Source organism: Roseomonas sp. WA12, from assembly GCF_054165765.1.
Window position 1 is genome coordinate 4,504,171 of sequence record NZ_CM135108.1, and the last position, 26,275, is coordinate 4,530,445.

A 26,275-nucleotide genomic window follows, 5' to 3' on the forward strand; every position below is an offset into this window, starting at 1 on the left:
CCGCCGCCCAGCTGTCCCCATTTTGATGCATTCGGACGGTCTGCCGGCTGGGTGCATGAACCCAGGCGGTCCGGCGGCGCGCCTCACCTCGCCCCGGCGCCGACCAGCTCCTCGAGCGCGATCGGGAAGCGTCGCACACGGACCCCCGTCGCGTGCCACACGGCATTGGCGATGGCCCCGGCTGTGCCGGTGACCCCGATCTCGCCCACGCCCTTGATGCCGAGAGCGTTCACATGCGGATCGTGCTCCTTCACCAGGATGGCTTCGATCGAGGGGACATCGGCGTTCACCGGCACGTGGTACTCGGCTAGGTTGGCATTCATCACCCGGCCGCTGCGCGCATCCGTCACTGCTGCCTCATGCAGGGCAAAGGACACGCCCCAGATCATTCCGCCGAGATACTGGCTGCGCACCATCCGCGGGTTGACGATGGTGCCGGCGGCAAAGGCGCCCACCAGCCGCGTCGTCCGGATCTGCCCGAGATCGGGATCGACCGTCACCTCGGCGAACACCGCGCCATGCGCGTGCGTCGCGAAGCGCTCCTGCACTGCCGGATCTATGGCGCCGCTGCCGCGTCCCTCCACTTCGTCCAGGCCCGCGCGGGCCAGGATGTCGGCGTAGCTCTCGCCCCGTGTCTCGTCGTCACGCCGGACCAGCCGTCCCTCATGCGCCACCACCCCGGCATTGCCGGCGCCGAACAGCGGGGAGCGCTCATCCTCCATCGCCAGCGCCGCAAGCTTCGCAACCGCGTCGGCCCCCGCCGCGCGAAGGGCCACGCCCGCCGTCGCGGTATGGGCCGAGCCGCCGGCGATGCCGGCATCCGGCAGGTCGGAATGCCCGGCGCGGAACTCCAGCCGGGCGATATCCAGGCCCAGCCCGTCCGCAGCGATCTGGGCGAGGGCGGTCCATGCGCCCTGGCCCATGTCCTGGGCGCCGAGCTCGGCCAGGCCGGTGCCGTCACGGCGGAGGACGGCGCGTGCCTGGCCGTGGAACATTAACGCCGGGAAGGTCGCCGTGCCCATGCCCCAGCCGACCAGCAGCCCGTTCTCATTGCGCATGCCCCGGGGGGCGAGCGGCCGCCCCTGCCAGCCGAAGCGCGCCGCACCTTCCGCGTAGCATTCGCGCAAGGCCTTGGAGGAGAAGGGCTTGCCGCTGCCCGGCTCCACCTCGGCGTAGTTCTTCAGCCGGAACTCCAGCGGGTCCATGCCGCAGGCCCAGGCCATCTCGTCGATCGCGCTTTCCAGGGCGATGCTGCCACTGCCCTCGCCGGGCGCCCGCATGAAGAGCGGCGTGCCCGTGTCCAGCCGCACGGCGTCGGTCGTCGTGGCCAGGGCCGGGGTGGCGTAGAGCGTGTGGGTGGTGCCGCCCGAGGGCTCGAAAAAGTCGTCGAACCGGCTGCTGGTGGTGCGGGTGTGATGGTGGATGGCGGTCAGCGCGCCTTCCCGGTCCGTTCCCATGCGAAGGGTCTGGCGCGTGGGCGCGCGGTGCCCCACCGGGCCGTACATCTGGTCCCGTTGCAGCACGAGCTTCACCGGCCGCCCGACCAGGCGCGCGGCGAGGATACCCAGGATCTGCGGCCCCGAGAGCAGGCCCTTGGAGCCGAAGCCGCCGCCCAGGAAGGGGCTGCGGATGAGGATGTTCTCCGCGGGCATCCCGAACAGCCTGGCCAGACGGTCCCGCGCCCAGGTGAGGCCCTGGCTCGGCGTGTCCACGACGAGGCGCTCGCCCTCCCAGGTCGCGACGACGGCGTGCGGCTCCATGGCATTGTGGTACTGTGCGGGAGTCTCGTAGGTGGCCTCGATCCGGGTCTCGGCCCCGGCCAGCCCGGCTTCCACCTCGCCGTGCCGCGTCTCCGGGGGATTGCCGACGCCGATGGCCTGCGGGACGAACACTTCGCCATCGTCCAGCCCGGTTTCCACCGGCTCGGCCTCGTAGCGCGGCGCGAGCAGCGCGGCGCCTTCCTTGGCTGCCTCCAGCGTCTCGGCGATCACCACCGCGATCGACTGCCCGGCATAGCGCACGCGGTCGTTCTGCAGCAGCTCGAGCCGGAAGATGAAGGGCCCCGGCTTGTCGTCCGGGTCCTGCGCCAGCGGCGGGCGGTTGGCGGGCGTCATCACCGCGATGACGCCGGGATGCGCCATGGCAGCATCCAGGTTCAGGGCGGTCACGCGGCCGCGGGCGATGCTGCTCACCGCCAAGGCAGCGTGCAGAAGGCCCGGCGGGTTGTTGTCGGCGGCGTAGCGGGCCGCGCCGGTGACCTTCAGCGGGCCATCGCGCCGCGTGAGCGGCTGGCCGATGCTGGAACCCTGCCGGACATGGACGGTCTCAGACATGAACAAGACCTCCGGTGATGGGGGCGAAGGGGGAGGCGGGTAGCGCAGGCACGCGCTCGGGCGTGCCGGCTGCGGCGAGCGTCAGTGCGCGCACCAGGATCCGGCGCGCCAGCTCGATCTTGAAGGCATTGTCGCCGGAGGGGCGCGCCTCGGCCAGCGCGGCCTCCGCGGCGCGCTCGAAGCTCGTCGCGTCAGGCGGCATGCCGGCCAGCGCTGCTTCCGCAGTGTGTGCGCGCCATGGCTTCAGGGCGACACTGCCGAGCGCCAGGCGTGCCTCCGCGATCACCCCGTTCTCAAGCCGCAAGCCGGCGGCGGCCGAGACGACGGCGAATGCGTAGGAGGTGCGCTCGCGTAGCTTCAGATAGCGGGAATGGGCCGCGAAGCGGGCCGCCTCGGCGGGAAGGCGTAGCGCCACGATAAGCTCGCCGGGGGCGAGGACGCTCTCGCGCTCCGGCTTGTCGCTAGGCAGCAAGTGGAACTCTTCCAGCGGTACCTCGCGCCGCCCTGTCGTACCCTCGATTTCGAGAGTGGCGCCAAGGGCCGCGAGCGGCACGCAGAAATCGGAGGGATGGGTGGCGATGCAGTGCTCGCTCCAACCCAGCACCGCGTGCAAGCGGTTCTCGCCGCCGCGCGCGTCGCAGCCCGTGCCGGGCTCGCGCTTGTTGCAGGCGCTTGCGGGGTCGTAGAAATACGCGCAGCGCGTGCGCTGCAGCAGGTTGCCGCCCACCGTTGCCGCGTTGCGCAGCTGGGCGGAGGCGCCGGAGAGCAGCGCTTCGGCCACCGCTGGGAACTGGCGGCTGAACTCGGGATGATAGGCGAGGTCCGAGTTGCGCACCCGCGCGCCGATGCGGAAGCCGCCACCCGGCCGCGCCTCGATGGCATCTAGGCCAGGCAGGTGGCTGACATCCACCAGCCGCGCGGGGTGGACGATGCCGCCCTTCATCAGGTCCAGCAGGTTCGTGCCAGCGGCCAGGTAAGCACTGCCCGGCACTGCGGCGGCCGCGACGGCTTCCTCCACCGTCGAGGGGCGCAGGTATTCGAAGCGGTTCACGCGACCACCTTCCGGCCGGCCTGGCCCATGCTCTGCTGCGCGTCCAGCACCGCGTCGGTGATACCTTGATAGGCACCGCAGCGGCAGAGATTGCCGCTCATGCCCTCGCGCACCCTCTCCGGATCGTCCCCAGCCTGCCCCTCCTCGATCAGGCCGATCGCGCTCATGATCTGGCCGGGCGTGCAGAAGCCGCATTGGAAGGCATCGTGCTCGATGAAGGCGGCCTGCATGGGATGCAGCGTGCCGTCCCTCGCCAGCCCCTCGATGGTCAGCACCTCCGCCCCGTCATGGCTGATCGCCAGAGCCAGGCAGGAGTTCACCCGCCGGCCGTCGAGCAGGACGGTGCAGGCGCCGCACTGCCCGCGGTCGCAGCCCTTCTTGGTGCCGGGCAGGTCCAGGCGCTCGCGCAGCAGGTCCAGCAGGGTGACCCTTGGGTCGTCCAGCTCAATCCTCCTTGGCTCGCCGTTCACGGTGAGGGTGATGGACAGGCTCATGCGGGCCTCCGATGGGATCGGCTTCGACATCCACCTGGGCGCAGAACGGCCAGGCGGCACAAGCGGCAATCGGCCGATCGCCGTGGGACGGCGTTGCCAATGCTGCGTTCTCAAGTCAGGACGCGGGGTGGAACAGGGTCCCGCCCGGCGAATGGAGGTTAGAATATGGAGGGTGCCTCCGTTTACAAGGGGCAACTCTGGTTCGCGGGGTGACGGATCGCGTGGCCAGGGGGGTGCGCAAGCCGCGCGCCGACGCCGTCCGCAACCGGGACCGGGTGCTGGAGGCGGCCAAGGCCGTCTTCAGCCAGGGCGGCCCGGACGCGAGCCTTGAGGCCGTCGCGCGCGAGGCCGGCGTCGGCATCGGCACCCTTTACCGGCACTTCCCGACGCGTGAGGCGCTGTTCGAGGCGGTGTACCGTCGCGAGGTGGAGCAGCTGGTCGAGCTGGCGGAGGCGTTGCGGGCGGAGCCGAGCCCGGCCGAGGCGCTGCGCCGCTGGCTTCGGGCGAATGTGGAGTTCGTCGCGACGAAAAAGGGAATGGTGGTCGCGCTCGCCCTCGCCACGAAAGGTTCGCCTGATCTGATGGCCTACTCGCTCGACCGGCTCAGCGGCGCCCTGGGCGAACTGCTGCGGCTGGCGATGGCCGCGGGAGAGATCCGCGACGATATCGGCCCGGAGGACGTGCTCCGGGCCCTGGTCGGCATGTGTTACGCCCAGGACGCGCCGGGCTGGAAGGCCAGTGTGCTGCGCCTGCTCGACGTCTTCGTCGATGGGCTGCGACGGCGGGATCCGGGGCCTGGCGGCTCGCAGGCCTGATCGTCACGAGACGTCCTGCGGGCGGCTCCTTGTCGTCGGCGGCGTGCCTGACCTAGCATTGATCCGGACCATAAGGTTGGCAGGCGAATGGGACGGTGCGGTGGGAAAGAAGCCTTCGATGAGTGATCGAGCCGGCTGGCGCCGCAGAGCCGCGCAGCCCTCCTTCCGCATGCCAGGAGACGGCGCATGAGTCTCCGCGGTGCGGCCTGCATCGTCGGCGCCTATGAGCATCCGACGCGCAAGGCCCCGGACACCTCGCTCGCCCAGCTCCATGCGGAGGTCGCGGTCGGGGCGCTGGCCGATGCCGGGCTGAGCCTTCGCGACGTGGACGGCTATTTCTGCGCCGGCGACGCGCCGGGCATGGGGCCGCTCTCCATGGTGGACTACCTCAACCTCCGCGTGCGGCACGTCGATTCCACCGATATCGGCGGCTCGTCCTATCTGCTGCATGTCTCGCACGCTGCGCAGGCCATCGCGGCGGGGAAGTGCAACATCGCGTTGATCACGCTCGCGGGGCGGCCGCGCAGCGAGGGGGTGGCGACCGGCACCACGCCGCGCGGCGGCAACCCCTCCCAGCCCGACGTGCAGTGGGAGTATCCGTTCGGCCCCACTGTCGCGAACATGTACGGCATGTGCGCGATGCGGCACATGCATGAGTACGGCACGACCTCCGAGCAGCTTGCCTGGGTCAAGGTCGCGGCCAGCCACCACGCGCAGCACAACCCGCACGCGATGCTGCGGGATGTCGTGACGGTGGAGGATGTGGTGAACTCCCCGATGGTGGCGGATCCGCTGCACCGGCTGGATTGCTGCGTTATCAGTGATGGCGGCGGCGCGCTGATCGTGACGCGGCCGGAGATCGCGCGGACGCTGAAGCGGCCGGTCGTCACGCTGCGCGGCGCCGGCGAGGCGGTGAAGGGACAGCTCGGCGGCGATGTGGACCTGACATTCAGCGGCGCCCGCTGGTCCGGCCCGCGCGCCTTCGAGGAAGCCGGGGTGACGCCGGCGGACATCCAGTACGCCAGCATCTATGACAGCTTCACCATCACCGTGGTGATGCAGCTCGAGGATCTCGGCTTCTGCGAGAAGGGCAGGGGCGGGCGCTTCGTGTCCGACGGCAACCTCATCAGCGGCGTCGGCAAGCTGCCCTTCAACACGGATGGTGGCGGGCTCTGCAACAACCATCCCGCCAATCGCGGCGGCATGACGAAGGTGATCGAGGCCGTGAGGCAGCTGCGCGGCGAGGCGCATCCGGCCGTGCAGGTCCCGGGCTGCGCGCTGGCGCTGGCGCATGGCACGGGCGGCTCGCTCGGCACGCGCCATGGCAGCGCGACGCTGATCCTGGAACGGGAGTGATGGCGATGCCCGAGCGCAAGATCCCCTTCTCTCCCGCTACGCCGGACTCGCTTCCCTTCTGGGAGGCAACCGCCGAGGGCCGCTTCCTGATCCGCCGCTGCCAGACCTGCGATCGCGCGCACTGGTACCCCCGCCCGATCTGCCCGCATTGCGGCGGCGAGACCGTGTGGCAGGAGGCGTCCGGCCGCGGGACAATCTACAGCTACAGCATCATGCGCCGCGCGCCGGAGCCCTATGCCATCGCCTATGTGCGGCTGGAGGAGGGCACGACCATGATGACCAATATCGTGGACTGCGACTTCGACACCATCCGCGTGGGCCTGCCGGTGCGGGTGACCTTCCGCCCGAGCGAGGGCGGCCCGCCCATGCCGATGTTCATGCCGGACGCGGGATGATGCAGGCCCTTCCCCCGCCCGCGGGCGTGGGGAGGGGCAAGCCTCGCGGTGACGAGCCCCGGCCGTCTCCGCCTCGGCTGCGGCACGCTGCCCCGAGTGTAAGGCAACCGGCGGCAAAGGAGCGCTGCCGTTGCCCCCTTGCCCAACCACCGCACGCGCGCCCGAACGGACCGGTGCGCGGCCCTCCCGATCAGGCCTGGCCGGCGGTGTCCGAACCCGGGTTGCGCGCGCTCCACTCGGTGAAGATCCGCTCGAGCAGCTCCACCTTCTTGCAGTCCTGCGCCGCAGCCGCACGCTTGAAGGCGCGGCGGAATTCCACCGAGACGCGGAAGTTCAGCGGCTCCGTCCGGTTCTTGGAAGGCTTCTTCTCCTTCGCCGGGCCCTTCGCCTGATCCTTCACGGGCGCGCTCTTCTCGGCCGGTGCCGACGGGGCGGCGGGCGTGAGAATCAGGGCCTCCACGGGCCGCTTCGCCGCCTTCGTGCGGGCGGGCTTCACGGTCGCCGCGGGCTTGCCCTTTGCGCCCTTCGCGGCGGCGGACCTGGCCGGCCGGCGCTTGATCGGACCCTGCATAGCATCTTTCCTTTCGGCGCCCCAACCCGGGCGCAGGGCCCGGACGGCATGTGACAGGCCTGTGAAGCCTTGGTCGGCAAAGGCTAAGACCGATGGTTTTTGCGTGCAAGCGTGCAATTATGAGGATGACGGATCGGGGGCGCGCAGCGTGGCGGAGCAGGAACTGGTGGTGCGGTCGGGGCATGTTGCCGCCCTTCGCCTCTTCGACATGGCCTATGAAATCGACCTGAAGCGTGCCGAGGACCTCTGGGCACGCCGGTCCCAGGGCGCCAGCGCGCGCGCCCGGCTGGCCGGCACGCCCGCCAAGGCGGTGTCCTTCGGCGTGCCGCCCCTGGCGCTGGCCCTCGGCCCCGTGGCGCTCCGGCTGGGCGAGGCCGCAGTCACGGCCGAGGCGAGCGTCCGGCTCTATGATTTCGGCATCGCGGCCTTCTCGCTCCAACTTTCCGCCAACAACCTGTCCTGGACCGACTTCACGGCGTTGGTGAACCGGACGGACGAGACCGTGGGCCTCGCGGCCGAGACGGGCGTGTGGGACGGCCTGCTGGCCCAGACGCGCGAGCTGCTGGGCGAAGCGCTCGACCGCCCGACCGCGAACCCGCTGCAGGAGGACTATCTTCTCGCCGTGGTAAATGCCTTCGGCGAGCCCATCACCGCTGATGCCTTGCAGCAGCGGGTCGATGTCGTCCCGCTGCTCTCGGGCGAGGAGCGGCCGCTATCCGAGGGCGCGCGTCGCGACCTGCTGGCGCAGCGCTTCTCCTACCACCCCGACGACCTGGCCGTGATCACCTGGGACCGAGCCCTCATCATCGAGCCGCGGCGTGAAACCGATGTGGCCGACGTGCTGGAGATGGCAAACGCCCAGCTCCTCGAGTTGCGCAGCTACGACGAGATGCTGGACGACGAGCTGCCGCGCATGCGCGCCCTGGTCGAGGCCGCGCGGAGCCGCACAAACCTCCTGGCCTCACGCCGCTACGCGCGCCTGGCGCGCCAGCTCCACACCCTCGTCGCCGAGGTAACGGAACTGGCGGAGCGGGTGGATAACGCCCTGCAGGTGACCGAGGACGTGTATCTCGCCCGCGTTTATGCCGCCGCCATGGGCCTGTTCCGCGTGCCGAATGTGAGCGCGGCGGTAGACCGCAAGCTCGACATCATCCGCCAGACCTACACCGCCCTGCACGGGGAAGCCGCCGGCGGGCGGGCCGAGCTGCTGGAGATCGCGATCCTGCTGCTGATCGCGGTCGAGATCGTGCTCTCGCTGATACGGCACTGAGGCCCTTCGGCCTCAGGTCATCCCTTCGCAGAACTTGCGGATGCGCCGGCACGCCTCGTCCAGCGCATCATCGGCGGCAGCGAAGCTGATGCGGAAATGGCCGGGGAACATGAAGGCGGATCCGTGCACCGTCGCCAGCCCGCCCTCCGACAGCAGCGCGAGGACGAAGTCCAGGTCGCTGCCGATCCGCGTGCCGGCCGCGGTGGTGCGGCCGAGGCACTCCGTCATGTCGGGGAAGGCGTAGAAGGCGCCCTCGGGCAGGTGGCAGCGCAGGCCGGGCGTGGCGTTCAGCGCCGCCACCACGCGATCGCGCCGGACCTCATAGGCCTGGCGCATCGCCTCGGTCGGCTCCTGCGGGCCGTCCAGCGCCGCGACGGCGGCGGCCTGGGCGATCGAGCAGGTGTTGGAGGTGCTCTGCCCCTGCAGCTTCTCCATCGCCTTGATGATGTGGCGCGGGGCGCCGCCGAAGCCGATGCGCCAGCCCGTCATCGCATAGGCCTTGGAGCAGCCGTTCATCGTCACCGTGCGCTCGCGCAGCCGCGGCTCCACCTGGGCGAAGGTCGCGAAGCGGCGGCCGTCGAAGAGCAGCTTCTCGTAGATGTCGTCGCTGAAGACATGCACCTGCGGATGGCGCAGCAGCACCTCCGTCAGCCCGCGCAGCTCCTCCGCGCTGTAGGTGGCGCCGGTGGGGTTGGAAGGCGTGTTCACCACCAGCCACTTGGTGCGCGGCGTGATCGCCGCCTCCAGCTGCTCGGGCAGCAGCTTGAAGCCCTGGTTCGGGCCGCAGGGCAGCAGCACCGGCGTGCCCTCAGCTAGGCCGACGATATCAGGGTAGGACACCCAGCAGGGTGCGGGGATGATCACCTCGTCCCCTGGGTTGATGGTGGCGATCAGCGCATCGTAGATCACCTGCTTGCCGCCGGTGGCCACGATGATCTCCTCCGGCGTGTAGTCCAGCCCGTTGTCCCGCTTGAACTTCGCGGCCACGGCGCGGCGCAGCGCCAGCGTTCCCGAGGTGTCGGTGTAGCGCGTCTGGTTGGCGCGGATGGCGGCGATCGCCGCCTCCTTGATGTGCTCGGGCGTGTCGAAATCCGGCTCGCCGGAGGAGATGGCCAGCACGTCCCGGCCCTCCGCCTTCAGCGCCAGCGCGCGCTGGCGCATGGCCGTGGTCTGAGACGGGGAGATGCGGTTCAGGCGGTCCGCGATCACGGTGGTGTCGGTCATGGGTTTCCTCAGCGCGCCGGGCTCAGTCTGGCACGGGCGACGATATCCTTGAACTTGGCCAACTCGCCGGCCAGGAAGGTGCCGGTGGAGGCGGGGGTGCTTTCGCTCACGGCATCGATGCCGGCGGTGCTCAGCCGAGCCTGCACCTCCGGCATGGCGAGCACGGCGTTCGCGGCCGCGTTCAGCCGCGCCACGATCGCGGGCGGCACGCCACGCGGCGCCAGCATGACGTTCCAGGTGGAGGCCTCGAACCCTGCCAGCCCGGCCTCCTGCATCGTGGGCACATCGGGGAAGAGCGGGTGCCGCGCGGCGCTCCCCATGCCAATGAGGCGGAACAGCCCGTCCCGCGCCCCGGCCGCCAGCGATCCGAGCGGTTCCCAGGCGTACTGCACCTCCCCCTTGGTCAGCGCCTCCACCAGCGGCGCGCCGCCGCGATAGGGAATGTGCTCGGCCTGCAGCCCGCCGGCCGAGAGGTTCATCAGCTCCCCCGCCAGTTGTCCGACACTGCCGGAGCCGGAACTGCCCCAACTCGCCGCCCCCGGCCTGGCCCGCAGCCCCGCAATCAGCGCGCCCGGATCGCGATGGGGCGAGGCGTTGGGTACCGCGAGCGCGATCGGGGAGCGGCCCAGGATCGCCACCGGCGCGAAGTCGCCGATCGGATCATAGGGCGTGGTCTCCGGCTGCAGGGCCGGGATGGTGCCATGGGTGGACGGCGTGGCGAGAAGCAGCGCGTGCCCGTCCGCCGGCTGGCGCCGGGCATAGTCGCTGCCGATCACGCCTCCGGCGCCCGCGCGGTTCTCCACCACCATCCGCGCGCCCGCGGCCAGCAACGGCGCCATCCGGTCCGCAACCAGCCGCGCCAGCAGGTCCGCCGATCCGCCCGGCGGAAAGGGAATGGTGAAGGTGATGGCGCGGTCCGGCCATGCGCCGCCCTGGGCGCGGGCCCGGCTGGCAGACAGCCCGGCCATCGCGGCCGCGAGACCGAGGCGGCGGGTGATCATGCAGTGCTCCCTTTCCCCGGCCCGCATCAGCCGAGGGTGATGTTCTGCGTCCGGATGATCTCGCTCGAAATCGGCGAGTCCTCTCCCTCATTAGGCGTCGGATCGTGTCGTGCGGCTACTGCATCGGCTGGATGCCGGGCCACACGACAAGCGACCGCGGACGAGAGGTGGTCATCGCTGGCGACCGCTTGCCCGGCACAAGGGATTCCCACAGATTGCGGCAGCAGGACTGAAAGCATCGCCCTCTTGGACATCCCCGCGCCTCCCTCTCACCCGTTGGCGCAGACCGGGGAGCCCAATCCTCTCCTCATCGCCTGGAACACGCCGTTCGGCGCCCCGCCCTTCGATCGCATTCGCCCGGACCACTTCGCCCGGGCTTTCGAGGCCGCAATGGCGGAGAACCTGGAAGAAGTGGCGGCGATCGGCACCGATCCCGCGGCCCCGAGCTTCGCCAACACCATCGAGGCCCTGGAACGCAGCGGCCGGGCCCTGGCGCGTGTCGGCAACCTGTTCTCCAATCTCGTCGTCAGCCTGGGCGGCCCCGCGCTGGAGGCGCTGGACCGGGAGATGGCGCCCCGGCTCGCGCAGCACGGCATGCGCGTCTCGCTCGACCCCGCCCTGTTCGCCCGGGTGGCGGCGCTGCACGCGCAGCGCGACGCACTGGGGCTGGAGGAGGACGGGCTGCGGCTGCTGGACCGCACCCATCTCGGCTTCATCCGCAGCGGCGCGGCGCTGGACGAGGCGGGCCGGGCGCGCATGGCCGCGATCTCCGAGCGTCTGGCGGTGCTGCACACCAGCTTTGGCCAGAACGTGCTGCATGACGAGACCTCCTGGCATCTGGCGCTCACGGAATCCGATCTCGACGGCCTGCCCTCCTTCCTGCGCGACGGCATGGCGCAGGCGGCGGCCGAGCGCGGGGTTCCCGGCTTCGCCGTCACCCTCTCGCGCTCGCTGATCGAGCCCTTCCTCTCCTTCTCCGCCCGCCGCGACCTGCGGGAGGTGGCCTACCGCGCCTGGACCGCGCGCGGCACGCATCCCGGCGAGCACGACAACCGCCCCCTCATCCCCGAGATCCTCGCGCTGCGCGCGGAACGCGCCCGGCTGCTCGGCTATCCCGGCTTTGCAGAATTCCGTCTGGCCGACAGCATGGCCGGCACGCCGGACGCCGTGCAGGGCCTGCTGGCGCAGGTCTGGGAACCCGCCAAGCGCAAGGCCGCGGTGGAGCGCGACCGGCTGCTCGAAGCGGGGCGTGCCGAGGGGATGGAGGGCCCGCTCGCGCCCTGGGACTGGCGCTACCTCGCCGAGAAGGTGCGCCGCGCCGACTACGCGCTGGATGAGGCGGAGCTGAAGCCCTACTTCGTGTTGGAGAACATGCAGCAGGCCGCCTTCGACACGGCAACGCGGCTGTTCGGCGTCACCTTCCATCCGCGCCCGGACCTGCCCGCCTACCACCCGGATGTGCGGACCTATGAGGTGCGCGACGAGGCCGGGCATGTCGGCCTGTTCACCGCCGATCCCTTCGCGCGCGCCGACAAGCGCTCGGGCGCCTGGATGAGCAGCTATCGCGACCAGGAAGATATGGACGGGCCGGTTTCGCCCATCATCGTCAACAACAACAACTTGGCGCGCGCCGAGCCGACGCTGCTGAGCTTCGATGACGCCGAGACGCTGTTCCACGAATTCGGCCACGCGCTGCACGGGCTGCTGAGCCGGGTGCGCTACCCCGCGCAATCCGGCACCTCCGTCCGCCGCGACTTCGTGGAGCTGCCCTCCCAGATCTTCGAGCACTGGGTCGCCCTGCCGGAGACCCTGCGCCGCTACGCCCTGCACCATGAGACCGGGCAGCCCGTGCCGGACGCGCTGATCGCGCGGCTGCTGGCTGCACGCGGCTTCAACCAGGGCTTCGGCACGGTGGAATACACCGCCTCCGCCCTGATCGACATGGCGCTGCACGCCCATCCCGCGCCCGAGACGATCGACATTGACCACTTCGAGGCAGAGTTCCTGCGGGGCATCGGCATGCCGCCCGAGATCGGCATCCGCCACCGCCCCGCGCATTTCCAGCACCTGTTTGCCGGCGGCGGCTATGCGGCAAGCTACTACGCCTATCTCTGGGCCGAGGTGCTGGATGCGGACGGCTACGAGGCCTTCACCGAGGCGGGTGACCCCTTCGACCCCGCGACCGCCGCACGGCTGCGCACCCTGTTCAGCGCCGGCGACACGCGGGACCCGATGGAGCTCTACATCGCCTTTCGCGGCCACGCGCCCAGCACCGCTGCCCTTCTTCGCAGCCGGGGGCTGGCCGAGGGCTAAGAAGCCCTCGGCCGGCACTCCGTCAGGTCAAAACAGTGTCGCTGCCTCCAGCGCATCGCCGAACCAGGCAGCGATGGCGCAGGAGCATCCCCGTGCAGCACCGCCGCCTTGCGGGATGTGCCTAGCCGGCCCGGCTGCGCGCGATGATGCCGGTGGTGGATCGCCCGGGCACGAGATCGATCAGCGCCACGCGCCCGCCCGCGGACCGCACCGCATCGCCACCCACCACCTCGTCCTCCCGGTAGTCGGCGCCCTTGAACAGCACGTCCGGCCGCAGCCGGGTGATCAGCTCCAGCGGCGTGTCCTCCCCAAAGGCGAGCACCAGATCCACCGATTGCAGCGCCGCGATCACCGCCAGCCGGTCCTCCAGCGGGTTTACGGGGCGGGAGGCGCCCTTGAGCCGCCGCACGCTGTCATCCGTGTTCAGCGCCACCACCAGCCGGTCGCACTGCGCCCGCGCCGCCTGCAGCATGGTGACATGGCCGCGATGCAGGATGTCGAAGCAGCCATTGGTGAAGCCGATCTCCAGTCCCCGCCGCCGCCAATCATCCAGCATCGGGATCGCGCCCTCGGCCGAGACGGCGATCTTGCCGTCGATATCGGCTTCCTCGCCATCCTCGGCCGCCAGCGCCGCAGCAAGCTCGGCGCGGTCCAGCGTCGCGGTGCCAAGCTTGCCCACCACCACGCCCGCCGCCGCATTGGCGATCCGCATGGCGCGCGACAGCGGATGCCCGGCCGCGACCGAGAGCGCCGCGACGGCAATTACCGTGTCCCCCGCACCCGAGACGTCGAACACCTCCTTTGCATGCGCCGGCACGGCATGGACCCCGCCATCCGCCTCCACCAGCAGCATCCCCTTCTCCGAGCGCGTGACGAGGATTGCCTCCGCACCCGACGGCCCGAGCAGCGCCCGCGCGGCCGCCGTCACCTCCGCCTCCGTCTCCGCCGGCCCCTGCGCCGCCGCCCGCAGCTCCTTCAGGTTGGGGGTCAGCAGCGTCGCCCCGGCATAGAAGGCGAAATCGTGCCGCTTGGGGTCGACGAGCACCGGCAGCCCCATCCCCCGCGCCAGCTCGATCGCGTGGCGCACCACATCGGCGCGCAGCAGCCCCTTGGCGTAATCCGAGAGCACCAGCGCGTGGCAGCCCGGGAGCAGCGCCTCCACCCGCGCGCGGATGGCGGCGGCGTCCTCCTCGGCGATCGCGCCCGTCACCTCCTCGTCCAGCCGCACCACATGCTGGTGCCCGGCGATGATGCGGGTCTTGGCGATGGTCGGCCGGGTGGTGGAGGCGATGGTGGCGTCCACCAGCCCGGTGGTCGCCGCGATCAGCCCGCGCAGCTCCCGCCCCGCCGCATCCTCGCCCACCACCCCGACCAGCACCGCCTGCCCGCCGAGGGACCCGATATTGCGCGCCACATTGCCCGCGCCGCCGAGCATCGCGCGGCTGTCCCCCATCCGCACCACCGGCACCGGCGCCTCGGGCGAGATCCGCTCGATCCGCCCGTAATGGAAGCGGTCCAGCATCACGTCGCCCAGGCACAGGATGCGCCGGTCCCCGAAATCGATCATCCCACGCCTCTCAAACCCCGGCCGCCGAGCCTACCACGTCCGCCCCAGGACCGGCCCGGTGGGCCACCAGGATCCCGGCCGTGAGATGATACAGGCTGCTCGCTGGTGCGGGCATGTCCAAGGGCCGCCCGGCCGCGTCCAGCCGCTCGAACCACAGCCCGGCGGGCGCCCCCTCGATATGCCGCCACAGCGCCGCCCGCGCCCGATCCGGCGCGCCATCCGGCCGCAGCGCCTCGGATTTCAGCCGCTCCGTCTGCGGCCAAAGGCGCGACCCTGCCTCCTTCACCGCCCCGTCGCTCCACAAAACGTCCCGCAGCGTTCCGGTCGCCGGGTTCACCGCGTGCCGGTCCACGAAGTCCAGCAGCGCCCGTGCAGCCTGCTCCGCCCTATCAATCGGCCCGGCGGTGCGCCGGTGCCAATCCAGCAGCCACACCCATTCGCAGTGATGCCCGGGCTCCACCTCATGCCGCCCAGCCTCGCGCAGCGGGGTGAACGCCTCGTCAAAACTCTCCGGCAGCGTCCCCGTCCGTGTATCCAGCAGACGCGAGAGGAACAGCCGCACCAGCGCCCCCGCCCGTTCCAGGAACACCGCCTCGCCGAACGCCTCGAACCCTGCCAGGCAGGCTTCCAGCAGGTGCATATGCGGGTTCTGCCGGCGCGGTAGGGAAGGGGGCAACCCCTCCATATAGCCGCCCAGCGGGTGCCGAAACTCGCTCTCCAGATAGCCCATCAACCCCAGCGCCTCCCGCCGCAACGGCTCCGCCGGTATCACCCGGGACGCGCTCGCCAGGGCCAGCAGCACGAAGGCGTGGTCGTATAGATCGCGGTGCTGGTCGATCACCGCCCCGTCCAGCCCGAAGCGCTGCGCATATCCCCCATCCAATTGCCTCGCCCGGCCGAGAAGGAACCCCACCCCCAGCTCCACCGCCTCCGCGGCGCGGGGAAGCCCGGCGGCATGCGCCTGGGCGAAGGTGAAGACCTGCCTGGCGGCCACCCGCAGGCGCCGGAAGGGCGCGGCGCAACCCGAGCCGTCCAGCGCCAGGCTCTCGTGGTAACCCCGGCGCTCCCAGTCCACGCCCTGGTCCAGCCAGAGCGGCCAGACGGTGTCGCGCAGCCAGGTCAGGGGGGCGTCGGGGGGCGGCATCGGTTCGGGCATAGAGCAGAAAGGCCGGGGGGAGGTATCCCCCCGGACCCCCTTCTATTCTTGCGGGTTTGGTGGCGCGCCGGGGGAGGCGGGTGTGCGGGAAGGCTTCTGCGGAAGGCAGGGGGTGGCTATGAAGCGCCTTCATCGAAAAGGAGGCGCAGGTGCTGCTGCTGACGGGGGCCGCGGGCTTCATCGGATCGAACCTGCTCGCCCGCCTGAACGAGAGCGGCCGCACGGATGTCGTGATCTGCGACGCGCTCGGCACCCAGGGCAAGTGGCGCAACCTGCAGAAGCACGAATTCGCCGACCACATCCCGATCGAGGCGCTCACCACCTGGCTGAAGACCGTCCCGAAGCTGGACGGAGTCATCCATCTCGGCGCCAATTCCGATACCACCGCCAGCGACGGCGATCAGGTGATGCAGGCGAATTTCGCCACCTCCCTCGCCCTGTGGAACCACTGCACGGCGACCGGCACGCCCTTCCTCTACGCTTCCTCCGCCGCCACCTACGGCAATGGCGAGGCGGGCTTCGAGGACCGCGACGACCCGGACTTCCTCGCCACCCTCCGCCCGCTGAACCTCTATGGCTGGAGCAAGCACGTCTTCGACCGCCGCGTGGCGCGCATCGTCGCCGAGGGCGGCCCCACCCCGCCGCGCTGGGCCGGGCTGAAGTTCTTCAACGTCTACGGCCCGAACGAATTCCACAAAGGCCATATGCGCAGCGCCGTCTACAACATCGCGGAAGCGCTCCGCCGCGGTGACCCCGCGCGCCTCTTCGCCTCCGACCGGCCGGATATCGAGGATGGCGGCCAGTCCCGCGACTTCGTGCATGTGGACGATATCTGCGACGTCATCCTGTGGCTGCTGCATGGCAGCGCGCCATCCGGCCTCTACAACATCGGCGCGGGCCGCGCGCGCAGCTTCGCCGACCTCGCCCGCGCGGTCTGCGCCGCCCTCGGGATGGAACCGAACATCGAGTACTTCCCGATGCCCGAGACCCTGCGCGGCCGTTACCAGTACTGGACGGAGGCCGATATCGGAAAGCTCCGCCGTGCCGGCTACAACGCGCCGATGACGGAGCTGGAGGACGGCGTCGCCCGCACCGTCAAAGGCTTCCTCACCCAGGAAGATCCCTACCGCTGACTGGCGGGCTGTCTATTCCTTCTTCACGCCCCAGAACACCGGCACGGTCGTCGGCCGAATACCCGTGACATTGGTGCGCCAGGCCGCATTGGCCCGGAACTGCGCGCCGTTGATATAGGGCAGCACCTCGTAGGCCCGCGCATGCACCTGCTCGAGCAGCGCGCGCCGCTTCGCCGGGTCGCCTTCCTGCGACCAGGCGCGCCGCAGCCGCTCCAGCTCCTCGTCGCAGGGCCAGCCGGCCGGCGCCGCGTCGCAGGTGCTGGCGAGATAGAGGTTGGACAGCGGGTCCGCCGCGTCGAAGGCGTTGGCGATGGTGATGAACAGGTTCCACCCGCCCTGCGCCTGCGGCTCCCGACGGTTGCGGCGCGCCGTCAGCGTGCCCCAGTCCATCGCCTGCACATCCACGTTCAGCCCGGCGCGCCCGAAGGATTCCGCCATCACCAGCGTGGCCGCGTTGTTCAGCCCACTGTCGGTCGCGTTCAGGAACACGATCGGCCGCCCGTCATACCCGGCTTCCCGCAGCAGCTCACGCGCACGGCCGATATCGGCCGCCTGCAGCCCGCGCGCACCCGCGGCGGTTTCCAGCGGCGTGCCGCACATGAAATAGGCCGGGCAATACGGCACCTGCTCGCTGGCGCGGATGCCCATGCCCTCCAGCACGTCCTTTTGATTGATCAGGTACAGCAGCGCTTGCCGCGCGCGCGGGTCGTTGAAGGGCGGCTGGGTGTGGTTGATCCGAACCCAGGCCATGCTGCCGATCGGGTTCACCGGCGCCACGCGGATGCGGCGGTTGCGCTCCAGCGTCGGGATTAGGTCCGGCGGTGGCTGTTCCAGGAAGTCGATCTCGCCATTCGCCAGCGCGTTCACCCCCACCGCCGCGTCCGGCATGGTCAGCCATTCCACGCGGTCCAGGAACACCGCCTTGCTGCCCGCCAGCCCGTCCGGCGCCTCCTCCCGCGCGCGATAGGCGGGGTTGCGGAGGTAAACTGCGCGATCGCCCGCCCGCCACTCATTGGCTTGGAAGATGAAGGGGCCGGAACCGACAGCCTCGGTAATCGCCACATTGGGCGGCGTCTGCGCGATGCGCTCGGGCATGATGAACAACGCGCTGCCCGTCGGCCGCGCCAGCGCCTCCAGCACCAGGCCGAAGGGCTGGGAAAGCCGGATCTCGAAGCTCTTCTCGTCCACCACCTCCATCGCGCCAGTCGCGGCGGCGAGCGCCCGCCCCACCACATCCCGCTGCGCCCAGCGCCGGATCGAGGCCACCGCATCCGCCGCACGCACCGGCTGCCCGTTATGGAAGGCCAGGCCGTCGCGCAGCGTGAAGCGCCAAATCATCCGGTCGTCGGAGACGGTCCAGCTCTGCACCATCTGCGGCCGCGGCACGCCCTGGCTGTCCAGCCCGAAGAGCTGATCGTAGATGAAGAACCCGTGGTTCCGCACCGTCGCCGCCGTGGACTGCACGGGATCGAGGGTGGTGACGGGAAGGGTCAGCGAGATGCGCAGCGTGGTCTGCGCGGCGGCGGGGCCGGCGGCCAGGGCAGCGGCCAGGCCGATGGCCAGGGAGAGGCGATGCAAGGCCATGGCGGGATTCCTTCGGCGGGATCGCGGTTGGACTTGCAGGATACATGCCGGAAGCAAGGCCGGGGGGGAGAACTCCCCCGGACCCCCCTCCTTCTTTTGAGGTTTAGCGTTGGTGCGCGTGCGGCACTGGCGCGCCCCAAACTCGAAGAAATAGATGAGGGGTCCGGGGAGAATACCTTCTCCCCGGCCTTGCTTACTTAACGCGGAAAGATCCGCGCCGCCTGTGCATCCAGCACGCAGGCCTCGCCCCGCCGGGGCAGGGGCGCATCCGGCGCAGGCACCGCATCGAAGGACCCCTGCGCGCCCGAGACCACCAGCCGCGTGCTCGGCCCCGCCGGTCGCACGGCGCGGATGGTGAAGGGCCCGTCCGGCACGGGGCGCGCCAGCAGCTCGTGCGGGCGGATGAAGGCGAGCGCGGGGCCGTCCGGCGCCTGCACGGCGAGCGGCGGCAGCACCTCGCCGTCGAAATGCGCGATGCCGCCGCGAATCGTGCAGGGCACCCGGTTCGCCTCGCCGAGGAAGCCGGCCACGAAGGCGTCGGCGGGCTGGTCCAGCAGGGCCTCGGGGGTATCGAACTGCGCGATCCGGCCGGCGCGCATCACCGCCACGCGGTCCGCCACCTCCATCGCCTCGTCCTGATCGTGGGTGACGAGGATGGTGGTGATCCCCACCTCCTCCTGCAGGCCGCGCAGCCACAGCCGCAGCTCCTTGCGAACCTGAGCGTCCAGCGCGCCGAAGGGCTCGTCCAGCAGCAGGAGGGAGGGCTCGATCGCAAGCGCGCGGGCCAGCGCCACGCGCTGCCGCTGTCCGCCCGAGAGCTGGTCGGGGTACCGGCGCTCCATCTCCGGAATCTGCACCAGCGCGAGCAATTTCCGCACTCGCCTGGCGATCTCCGCCTCGGCGGGGCGGCCGCGCTTGCGCACGCGCAGGCCGAAGGCGACGTTGGAGAACACGTCCATGTGCCGGAACAGCGCGTAGTTCTGGAAGACGAAGCCGATCCCGCGCTCCCGCGCCGGCACCCCCGCCACATCCCGCCCGCCGATGGCGACCGCGCCCGCATCCGCATGGTCCAGCCCGCCGAGGATGCGCAGCAGCGTGGTCTTGCCCGAACCCGAGGGGCCGAGCAGCGCAACGAACTCCCCAGGGCGCACCGACAGGCTCACGCCATCCAGCGCCGCCGCCCCGGCCCCGAAGCGGCGCGTGACGCCTGTGATCTCGACGCCCGTGCCGGCTTTTCCGTCGTTCATGCCGAACTCATCGCCCATTCGCCGGTCCGGGCAAAGTGACGATCAAATCATCTCTCAAACCATCTCTCCGCGGCGGCCCGAGACGCGCTCCAGCACCGTCTTCGCGCCCAGCGTCACCAGCGCCAGCAGGGCAAGCAGCGCGGCCACCGCGAAGGCGGCCGCGAACTGGTACTCGTTGTACAGGATCTCGACATGCAGGGGCATTGTGTTGGTCTCCCCGCGAATATGGCCGGAGACGACCGAGACCGCGCCGAATTCCCCCATCGCCCGCGCATTGCACAGAAGAACACCCGAGAGCAGCGCCCATTTGATGTTGGGCAGCGTCACCAGCCGGAAGCTCTGCCAGCCGCTCGCGCCCAAGGTGGCCGCTGCCTCCTCCTCCGTGCGCCCCTGTTCCTGCATCAGCGGGATCAGCGTGCGCGCGACGAAAGGAAAGGTGACGAAAACGGTCGCCAGCACCAGCCCGGGCAGGGCGAAGACGATCTGCACGTCATGCTTCTGCAGCCAGGGCCCGAGCCAGCCCTGCGCGCCGAAGATCAGCACGAAGACCATGCCGGAGATGACGGGCGAGACGGAGAAGGGCAGCTCGATTAGCGCGATCAGCAGCCGCTTGCCCGTGAATTCGTATTTCGCCACGCACCAGGCGGCGGCGATGCCGCCCAGCGTGTTCACCGGCACGGCGATGGCGGCCACCAGCAGGGTCAGCTGGATCGCGGCCACCGCATCCGGATCGGCATAGGCCTCCAGCACCGTGTCCCAGCCGCGCCGCAGCGCCTCGGTGAAAACCGCAGCGAGCGGCAGGGCGAGGAACACCGTCAGCAGCAGTAGGGCGAGGATCACCGCGCCCCAGCGAAAGGCGGCATGATCGCGCGCGGCGGGTCCGGGCAGCGCACTCACCGGCGCCGCTCCGGCCGCAGCCAGGCCTGGAGGAAGCCGAGCGCCAGCAGCACGAGAAAGGACACCGCGAGCATCGACAGCCCCACGGCGGCGGCGCCCGCGTAATCGAAAGCCTCCAGCCGCTGCACAATGACGAGGGGGGCAATCTCGCTGACGAGGGGGCGGTTGCCGGCGATGAAGATCACGCTGCCATACTCGCCCACCGCGCGCGCGAAGGCGAGGCCGAAGCCCGTCAGCAGCGAAGGCGCCAGCGCCGGCATCACCACCCGCGCCAGCGCCTGCGCGCGGCTGGCGCCGAGGGTGGCCGCCGCCTCCTCCGCCTCGGTGCCGAGGTCCCGCAGAACCGGCTCCACCGTGCGCACGGCAAAGGGCAGGCCGACGAACATCATCGCCACGAAGACACCGAGCGGGGTGTAGGCCACGGTGATGCCCAGGGCCTTCAGCGGCGCGCCCAGCCAGCCATTCGGCGCGAACAGCGCCGTCAGCGCCAGCCCCGCTACAGCCGTCGGCAAGGCAAAGGGCAGGTCCACCATCGCGTCCAGGATGCGGCGCCCCGGGAAGCGCAGCCGTACCAGCACCCAGGCCACCAGCAGCCCGAGCGGAAGGTTCACCAGCGCCGCGAGGAAGGCGGTACCGAAGGAGAGCCGCAGCGCCGCCAGCACCCGCGCATCCGACAGCACCCCGATCACGCCGGAGATCCCGATCTCCCAGGGCCGCAGTGCCAGCGCCGAGAGCGGCACCAGCACGATCAGCGACAGCCAGGCGAGGGTGAAGCCGAGCGACAGACCGAAGCCGGGCAGCGGGTCCCGGCGGCGCGGGGCGGAAAGGGCCAGGCTCAACGAGAGGACCTCAACGCGCGGGCCGGTAGATGCGGTCGAAGCTGCCGCCATCGGCGAAATGGTCGCGCTGTGCCTTCGCCCAGCCGCCGAACTCCTGATCGATGGTGACGAGGTTCATCTCCGGGAAGCGCACCGTGGCCGCCGACAGCGCCGAGGCCTCTCGCGGGCGGTAGAAGTTGCGCGCAGCGATCTCCTGCCCTTCCGCGCTATAGAGATGCCGCAGATAGGCTTCCGCCACCGCGCGCGTGCCGCGCCGGTCCACGTTGCGGTCCACCACCGCCACGGAGGGCTCCGCCAGGATCGAGAGCGAGGGCGCCACGATGTCGAACCCGCCCTCGCCGAACTCCTTCAACGCCAGATAGGCCTCGTTCTCCCAGGCCAGCAGAACGTCACCCTGGCCGCGCTGCACGAAGCTGGTCGTCGAGCCCCGCGCGCCCGTGTCCAGCACGGCCACGTTGCGCATCACCTTGCCCAGGAACTCCTCCGCGGTCGCATCCGAACCGCCCGGCTGCCGCTTCGCCCAGGCCCAGGCGGCCAGGTAGTTCCAGCGCGCCCCGCCCGAGGTCTTGGGGTTGGGAGTGACGATGCTCACCCCATCCTTCGCCAGGTCGCCCCAGTCGCGAAGGCCCTTCGGGTTCCCCTTGCGGGTCAGGAATACGATGGTGCTCGTATAGGGCGCGCTGTTGTGCGGCAGCCGGGCGATCCAATCGCGCTCGATCAGCCCGCGCTCGGCGATCGCGTCCACGTCATAGGCCAGCGCCAGCGTCACCACATCCGCCTGCTGCCCGTCGATCACCGTGCGCGCCTGCGCGCCCGAGCCGCCATGGGATGCGTTTACCCGCACGCGCTGCCCGCCATTCTCCTTCGCCCAATGCGCCGCGAAGGCAGTGTTGAAGGCCCGGTACAACTCCCGCGTCGGGTCGTAGGAGACGTTGAGCAGCGTCGGCAGGCTCTGCGCCCCCGCCGGGCGGGACAGGGCCAGGGCCGGCACAACGAGCGAGGCGCCCAGCAGGCTGCGGCGCGCCATGGTGGGCGTGAAAGGCTTCGGCATTGATCGTCGCTCCTTGCAAAAGCAGGCGGATCAGGCGCGCAGACTAGCCTGCCCGGCGCGCCCGCACACACCCGGGTGGATCACGAGGGGGTCAGGCCTCCTCGGCCCGGATCCCCGCCAGCGGCGCCACGGCCGAAAACCGCGCCACCGTGTCCCGCAGCAGGGCGCCGAAGGCCTCCGGCCCGCCCCCCGCCGGCTCGAAGCCCAGCGAGGCCAGCCGTTCCCGCAGCACCGCATCCTCCATCGCCGTCCGGCCGGCGGCGAGCAGCCGCGCTATCGTCTCGGCCGGGGTCGCGGCCGGGGCCAGCACGCCCATCCAGGTCGTGACGTCGAAGCCCGGTGCCACGGTTTCGGCCACCGTCGGCACCTCCGGCACCACCGCCGCCCGCTTCGCGGAGGTCACGGCCAAGCCCACCAACCGCCCGTCCCGGATATGCCCCGCCACAGCCCCGAGCGTCAGCAGCGAGGCATCCACCACACCCGCCAGCAGATCCGCGATCGCCGGCCCGCCGCCGCGATAGGGCACCACCTCCGCCCGCCCGCCCACGGCCTGGTCGAACAGTGCGCTCGCGAAGTGATGCGCCGTCCCGATCCCTGGTAGGGCGATGTTCGGCCGCCGCGCAGGGTCCCGCACCCGCGCCGCATAGGCCGCGATGTCCGGGATGCCGGAGCGCGGATGAGTGATGATGGCGTGTGGCGACCCAGCTGCCAGCAGTACCGGGGCGAGTTGCGGCAGGGCCGGCACCCCGCCCGGCACGGGCAGTGCCTCCACCGCCGCGAGCGTGTCGTTGGTGAAGAGCAGCGTCCCCCCATCGGCCGGCGCCCGCGTCACGCTGGCATTACCAATGCGGGAGGACGCCCCGCCCACATTCTCCACCACCACGGATTGCCCCAACACCGCCGCGAGCGCCTGGGCGAAGGGGCGCGCGAACACATCCACGCCGCCGCCGGGCGGAAAGGGCACCACCGCCCGTACCGGCCTCGGCCCAACCTGCGCCCGGAGGATGGATGGGGCCGCGAGCAGCGGAAGGGCCGCCAGCAATGCGCGACGGGATATGGAGGGCATTGCGAGTCTCCGCGGTCCGGCGCTGGCCGGACCTTTGCGCGGAGTGGATTTCCTTATTCACTACCATGTCAAGTTATTCGCTGAGGTAAATACAAAATCTAATCGTTCATTATGGCCCGGGTAGGAGGTTCCACTCCGCTGTTTTTTCCCCGAGAACCACTCCATGCAGACCTTCGCGACCGAGGACCGCCTAGCCCGCCTGGCTCGTGCCGCCACCCGGGCGGAAACCCCCAACGGCGCGGGCCGCCTCGTCTGGCACGAGTGGGGCGCCGGCAAGCCCTTGATCCTGCTGCATGGCGGCGCGGGGTCCTGGCGTCACTGGGCCCGCAACATCGAGACGCTCGCCCGCACCCGCCGCGTGATCGCGCCCGATCTCCCCGGCCTTGGCGAATCCGACCTGCCGCCGCCGGGATCTGATCTCCGGGGGATCGCGGCCCTGCTCGCCGAGGGAATCGCGGCCCGGATCGGGCCCGCCACAGCGCATGACCTGGTCGGCTTTTCCTTCGGCGCCAACCTCGCCGGGCATCTGGCCGCGCGCCAGCCCACGGGGCTGGATTCGCTCACCCTGCTCGGCGCGGGCGCCTTGGGCCTGCCGCGCGAGCCCGTGCCCCTCGTCTCGGTGAGGGACCGCGAGGGCGAGGCGCGCACCGAAGCGCATCGGGAAAACCTGACTCGGTTGATGATCGCCGATCCCGCCCGGGTCGACGCCGAGGCCCTGGCCATCCAGGCCTGGAACAGCGACCACGCCCGGTACCGCAGCCGCAACGTCACCGATCCCACCTCGCTGCGCACCGCGCTCGAGACCGTCCGCACGCCCCTGCGGGTGATCTATGGCGAGCGGGACGCGATTGTCATCCCGCATATGGCCGCGCGGATCGACTTCTTCCGCGCCCGCGGCACCGAGCCCCTGGTCATCCCCGGCGCCGGCCATTGGGTGGCCTTCGAGGCGGCTGACCGGGTGAATGAGGCCCTGCTTCCGAAGGGCTAGTCCGCCCTCCTGGGCGCAGCCGGCGCCTCCTCGGCCGGTGCGACCGGCGGCGCAACGCTCTCGCGCGGCTCGGCGGGTGGTGCGGGAGGGGGCGCCGTCGTTTCGCGCGGCGGAGCAGCGCCAGGTGGCGGCGGGGGCGGCGTACTCTCCCGCGCCGGTGCCTCGGCAGGCGGGCGGGCCGGGGGCGGCGTCACCTCGCGTGCCGGCGGCTCGGCCGGCGGTGGCGCGGGCGGCGGTGTGCTCTCGCGCGGCGGAACCGCCGCGGGCGGCGGCGGGGCCGGGGGCGCCTCGCGCAGCGGCGGCGCAGCGGGCGCCACTCTCTCGGGCGCCGCCCTCTCAGGCCGGGGCGCCGCGACGGGCATCACCACGATCGAGACGCTGCGCGCCACCGTGGTGCCGGTCGTGCGGCTGAACCCGGCGACCCGTGCCTCGGAGCGCAAGCGCGAATCGGGCAGCCCGGCAGCGCCCAGCGCGTCCTTCACGGCCCGCGCGCGACGGGCGGCGAGCTGCACGCTCGTCTGCTGCCCCCCCTCGCGCCGGGCATGGCCGAGGATGCAGGCGTTGCGATCGGGCTCGCGCTTGAGCAGGGCGGCGGCGGCGGCCAGGTTGGCCCGGGCGGCATCGGTCAGCCGGTCTCGCCCCGTGGCGAAAGGAATCTCGAAGACATCGTCCTCCAGGTCTTCCGCGCCGATGCAGTTGAAGGCGGGCTGCGGCCGGGCCGGCTGGGCAAGGGCCGGAACCGCGGCCAGCAGGAGGAGGAGGGCGGCGGGGAGCGGGTTCATGCGTCGTCGTCCTTGCTGGTCGCCTGGGCAGGCGGCTGCAGTCCCCGGGCCGCAAGCAGGTTCACCCCGCCGCGGTGATAACGCGCCTCCGACACCTGCCGCGTCAGCACCTGCAGCACCTGCGGGTCGCGTGCCAGCTCGGCCAGTCTTTGCCCGAGCTGCGCGGCGCGGGCGGCAAGCGCGGCCTGGGCGGCCGGCGTTCCGTCCAGTCGGGGCAGGGGGTGGCGGAAGGGCGGGTCCTGCAGCGCCCGCTCCACCAGCAGGTTCGCCAGATCCAGCCCGATCGGCGCGTGGACGCCATAGGCCACATGCACCGAGGCCAGCCCTTCGGCCAGCGCGTCATGGTACCAGCCGCGCGGCAGGTAGAGCAGGTCGCCCGCCTTCAGCAGCACCTTCTCCTTCAGCACACCCTTGGCCCGATCGTGATGCGCCTGGCCGAGGCTGCGAAAGGCCGAGTGGGGAATCGGGTAGTCCGCCCGCCCCGACCAGATGTTCCAGGTCTTCTCCCCCTCGACCTGCACGGCCCAGACGTCATGCGTGTCGAAATGCGTGGGGAAGGCCTTATGGGCCTGGAAGGAGACATAGACATTCGCCTGGGCGCGCCCCAACCCGGCATTCTCCAGCGCCTCGCTCACCGAGGCGAGGCCGGGGGTGAGGCTGTCCACGTCGTTCATGACGAGGGAGGCGCCGCGCGCCACCCATTCGCGCAGCTTGCGGGCATCGGGCTGCAGCACGGGCGTGTTGTCGCGGCTGGTGGCGCGGGCCGAATAGGCCTCCGCCGGCACGGGCTGCCCGTCCATCTGCATCTTCAGCGACTGGCCGGACCAGATATGCGTCTGGTTCAGCAGCCGGTCGATCCCTGCCCAGGACAACACATGGGCGAACTTTGCCGCGCCTCCCTTGATATGGAGCGGCTGGCGGTCGTGGAACTCGCCGAAGAACCGCGCTTGGTCCATCGGGGCGAGCAGGTCGGCGAGGGTGAAGGCCATGATGCCGCCAAAATAGGTCGGTTCCTGGTCGGGCGGCCAGGGGGAGGCTGCGGGATCGGGACGGTTACGGCGGAGATCGCCGTTTTGTCTCGCGGATCATCTTTCGGGCCTTCCTTCACCCGGCCGCGCTTGCGTCCCCGCCCGAGCGTACCG

General features: G+C 70.9%; 23 protein-coding genes. 7 read left to right on the forward strand and 16 right to left on the reverse strand.

All coding sequences use genetic code 11. The annotated features are described in order from the left end of the window. Positions 1–83 precede the first annotated feature (83 nt). The 3 genes from ACVBD7_RS21310 to ACVBD7_RS21320 are packed head-to-tail and all read right to left on the reverse strand — an operon-like array spanning position 84 to position 3,878. The gene (locus ACVBD7_RS21310) at positions 84–2,333 is read right to left on the reverse strand and encodes a xanthine dehydrogenase family protein molybdopterin-binding subunit (protein WP_458095241.1); all 2,250 of its coding nucleotides are present in this window, start codon (positions 2,331–2,333) and stop codon (positions 84–86) included. Next, positions 2,326–3,384, reverse strand: a complete 1,059-nt coding sequence (locus ACVBD7_RS21315; protein WP_458095242.1) for an FAD binding domain-containing protein — start codon at positions 3,382–3,384, stop codon at positions 2,326–2,328. Before ACVBD7_RS21315 ends, ACVBD7_RS21310 begins: the two co-directional genes overlap by 8 nt. Continuing rightward, positions 3,381–3,878 carry a (2Fe-2S)-binding protein gene (locus ACVBD7_RS21320; RefSeq protein ID WP_458095243.1) on the reverse strand — a complete coding sequence of 166 codons (498 nt, stop codon included), beginning with the start codon at positions 3,876–3,878 and terminating at the stop codon, positions 3,381–3,383. The genes ACVBD7_RS21315 and ACVBD7_RS21320 overlap by 4 nt, the downstream gene beginning before the upstream one ends. 233 nt (positions 3,879–4,111) lie before the next feature. On the opposite strand from ACVBD7_RS21320, the gene ACVBD7_RS21325 reads away from it, so the two are divergent. The 3 genes from ACVBD7_RS21325 to ACVBD7_RS21335 all read left to right on the forward strand — a co-directional run bounded on the left by ACVBD7_RS21325 (position 4,112) and on the right by ACVBD7_RS21335 (position 6,444). Further along, complete coding sequence (locus tag ACVBD7_RS21325) at positions 4,112–4,693, forward strand: TetR/AcrR family transcriptional regulator (protein ID WP_458095244.1); 582 nt, start codon at positions 4,112–4,114, stop codon at positions 4,691–4,693. 186 nt (positions 4,694–4,879) lie between these two features. Continuing rightward, a complete protein-coding gene (locus tag ACVBD7_RS21330) occupies positions 4,880–6,049 on the forward strand; it encodes a thiolase domain-containing protein (protein WP_458095245.1) in 1,170 nt (389 codons plus the stop codon). Between the two features lie 5 nt (positions 6,050–6,054). Continuing rightward, positions 6,055–6,444 carry a Zn-ribbon domain-containing OB-fold protein gene (locus ACVBD7_RS21335; RefSeq protein WP_458095246.1) on the forward strand — a complete coding sequence of 130 codons (390 nt, stop codon included), beginning with the start codon at positions 6,055–6,057 and terminating at the stop codon, positions 6,442–6,444. Positions 6,445–6,634: 190 nt separating this feature from the next. Here ACVBD7_RS21335 and ACVBD7_RS21340 read toward each other — a convergent pair whose 3' ends face one another. Continuing rightward, positions 6,635–7,015: a hypothetical protein gene (locus ACVBD7_RS21340; RefSeq protein ID WP_458095247.1), complete on the reverse strand. Its 381-nt coding sequence runs from the start codon at positions 7,013–7,015 to the stop codon at positions 6,635–6,637. A gap of 103 nt (positions 7,016–7,118) precedes the next feature. Here ACVBD7_RS21340 and ACVBD7_RS21345 point away from each other — a divergent pair, with 103 nt between their 5' ends. Then, positions 7,119–8,285, forward strand: a complete 1,167-nt coding sequence (locus ACVBD7_RS21345; protein ID WP_458095248.1) for a hypothetical protein — start codon at positions 7,119–7,121, stop codon at positions 8,283–8,285. 12 nt (positions 8,286–8,297) lie between these two features. On the opposite strand, the gene ACVBD7_RS21350 is transcribed toward ACVBD7_RS21345, so the two are convergent. Then, positions 8,298–9,509, reverse strand: a complete 1,212-nt coding sequence (locus ACVBD7_RS21350; protein ID WP_458095249.1) for a pyridoxal phosphate-dependent aminotransferase — start codon at positions 9,507–9,509, stop codon at positions 8,298–8,300. Positions 9,510–9,517: 8 nt separating this feature from the next. Further along, entirely contained in the window at positions 9,518–10,510 is a 993-nt protein-coding gene (locus ACVBD7_RS21355; protein WP_458095250.1) for a Bug family tripartite tricarboxylate transporter substrate binding protein, read from the reverse strand. Between the two features lie 246 nt (positions 10,511–10,756). On the opposite strand from ACVBD7_RS21355, the gene ACVBD7_RS21360 reads away from it, so the two are divergent. Next, positions 10,757–12,823, forward strand: a complete 2,067-nt coding sequence (locus ACVBD7_RS21360; RefSeq protein WP_458095251.1) for a M3 family metallopeptidase — start codon at positions 10,757–10,759, stop codon at positions 12,821–12,823. Positions 12,824–12,944: 121 nt separating this feature from the next. On the opposite strand, the gene hldE is transcribed toward ACVBD7_RS21360, so the two are convergent. Both hldE and ACVBD7_RS21370 read right to left on the reverse strand, forming a co-directional pair. Further along, complete coding sequence (hldE, locus tag ACVBD7_RS21365; RefSeq protein WP_458097746.1) at positions 12,945–14,387, reverse strand: bifunctional D-glycero-beta-D-manno-heptose-7-phosphate kinase/D-glycero-beta-D-manno-heptose 1-phosphate adenylyltransferase HldE; 1,443 nt, start codon at positions 14,385–14,387, stop codon at positions 12,945–12,947. 13 nt (positions 14,388–14,400) lie between these two features. Continuing rightward, entirely contained in the window at positions 14,401–15,534 is a 1,134-nt protein-coding gene (locus tag ACVBD7_RS21370) for an AGE family epimerase/isomerase (protein ID WP_458095252.1), read from the reverse strand. A 161-nt stretch (positions 15,535–15,695) separates the two neighbouring features. Between ACVBD7_RS21370 and rfaD the strand changes: the two genes are divergently transcribed. After that, the gene (gene rfaD, locus ACVBD7_RS21375) at positions 15,696–16,679 is read left to right on the forward strand and encodes an ADP-glyceromanno-heptose 6-epimerase (RefSeq protein ID WP_458095253.1); all 984 of its coding nucleotides are present in this window, start codon (positions 15,696–15,698) and stop codon (positions 16,677–16,679) included. 12 nt (positions 16,680–16,691) lie between these two features. Here rfaD and ACVBD7_RS21380 read toward each other — a convergent pair whose 3' ends face one another. The 6 genes from ACVBD7_RS21380 to ACVBD7_RS21405 all read right to left on the reverse strand — a co-directional run bounded on the left by ACVBD7_RS21380 (position 16,692) and on the right by ACVBD7_RS21405 (position 23,363). Next, entirely contained in the window at positions 16,692–18,263 is a 1,572-nt protein-coding gene (locus tag ACVBD7_RS21380; protein WP_458095254.1) for an ABC transporter substrate-binding protein, read from the reverse strand. A gap of 197 nt (positions 18,264–18,460) precedes the next feature. After that, positions 18,461–19,510 carry a sulfate/molybdate ABC transporter ATP-binding protein gene (locus tag ACVBD7_RS21385; RefSeq protein ID WP_458095255.1) on the reverse strand — a complete coding sequence of 350 codons (1,050 nt, stop codon included), beginning with the start codon at positions 19,508–19,510 and terminating at the stop codon, positions 18,461–18,463. 54 nt (positions 19,511–19,564) lie between these two features. Next, positions 19,565–20,398 (reverse strand): sulfate ABC transporter permease subunit CysW, encoded by an 834-nt coding sequence (gene cysW, locus ACVBD7_RS21390; protein ID WP_458097747.1) that lies wholly within the window; start codon positions 20,396–20,398, stop codon positions 19,565–19,567. A gap of 5 nt (positions 20,399–20,403) precedes the next feature. Beyond that, positions 20,404–21,246 (reverse strand): sulfate ABC transporter permease subunit CysT, encoded by an 843-nt coding sequence (gene cysT / locus ACVBD7_RS21395; protein WP_458095256.1) that lies wholly within the window; start codon positions 21,244–21,246, stop codon positions 20,404–20,406. Positions 21,247–21,256: 10 nt separating this feature from the next. Beyond that, entirely contained in the window at positions 21,257–22,297 is a 1,041-nt protein-coding gene (locus ACVBD7_RS21400) for a sulfate ABC transporter substrate-binding protein (RefSeq protein WP_458095257.1), read from the reverse strand. Positions 22,298–22,388: 91 nt separating this feature from the next. Further along, positions 22,389–23,363, reverse strand: coding sequence for a tripartite tricarboxylate transporter substrate-binding protein (locus ACVBD7_RS21405; RefSeq protein ID WP_458095258.1), 975 nt, complete (start codon positions 23,361–23,363; stop codon positions 22,389–22,391). 163 nt (positions 23,364–23,526) lie between these two features. Here ACVBD7_RS21405 and ACVBD7_RS21410 point away from each other — a divergent pair, with 163 nt between their 5' ends. After that, the gene (locus ACVBD7_RS21410) at positions 23,527–24,351 is read left to right on the forward strand and encodes an alpha/beta fold hydrolase (RefSeq protein ID WP_458095259.1); all 825 of its coding nucleotides are present in this window, start codon (positions 23,527–23,529) and stop codon (positions 24,349–24,351) included. On the opposite strand, the gene ACVBD7_RS21415 is transcribed toward ACVBD7_RS21410, so the two are convergent. After that, entirely contained in the window at positions 24,348–25,133 is a 786-nt protein-coding gene (locus ACVBD7_RS21415) for an OmpA family protein (RefSeq protein ID WP_458095260.1), read from the reverse strand. The genes ACVBD7_RS21410 and ACVBD7_RS21415 overlap by 4 nt on opposite strands. Next, the gene (locus tag ACVBD7_RS21420; protein WP_458095261.1) at positions 25,130–26,122 is read right to left on the reverse strand and encodes a cupin domain-containing protein; all 993 of its coding nucleotides are present in this window, start codon (positions 26,120–26,122) and stop codon (positions 25,130–25,132) included. Before ACVBD7_RS21420 ends, ACVBD7_RS21415 begins: the two co-directional genes overlap by 4 nt. Positions 26,123–26,275: the final 153 nt, after the last annotated feature.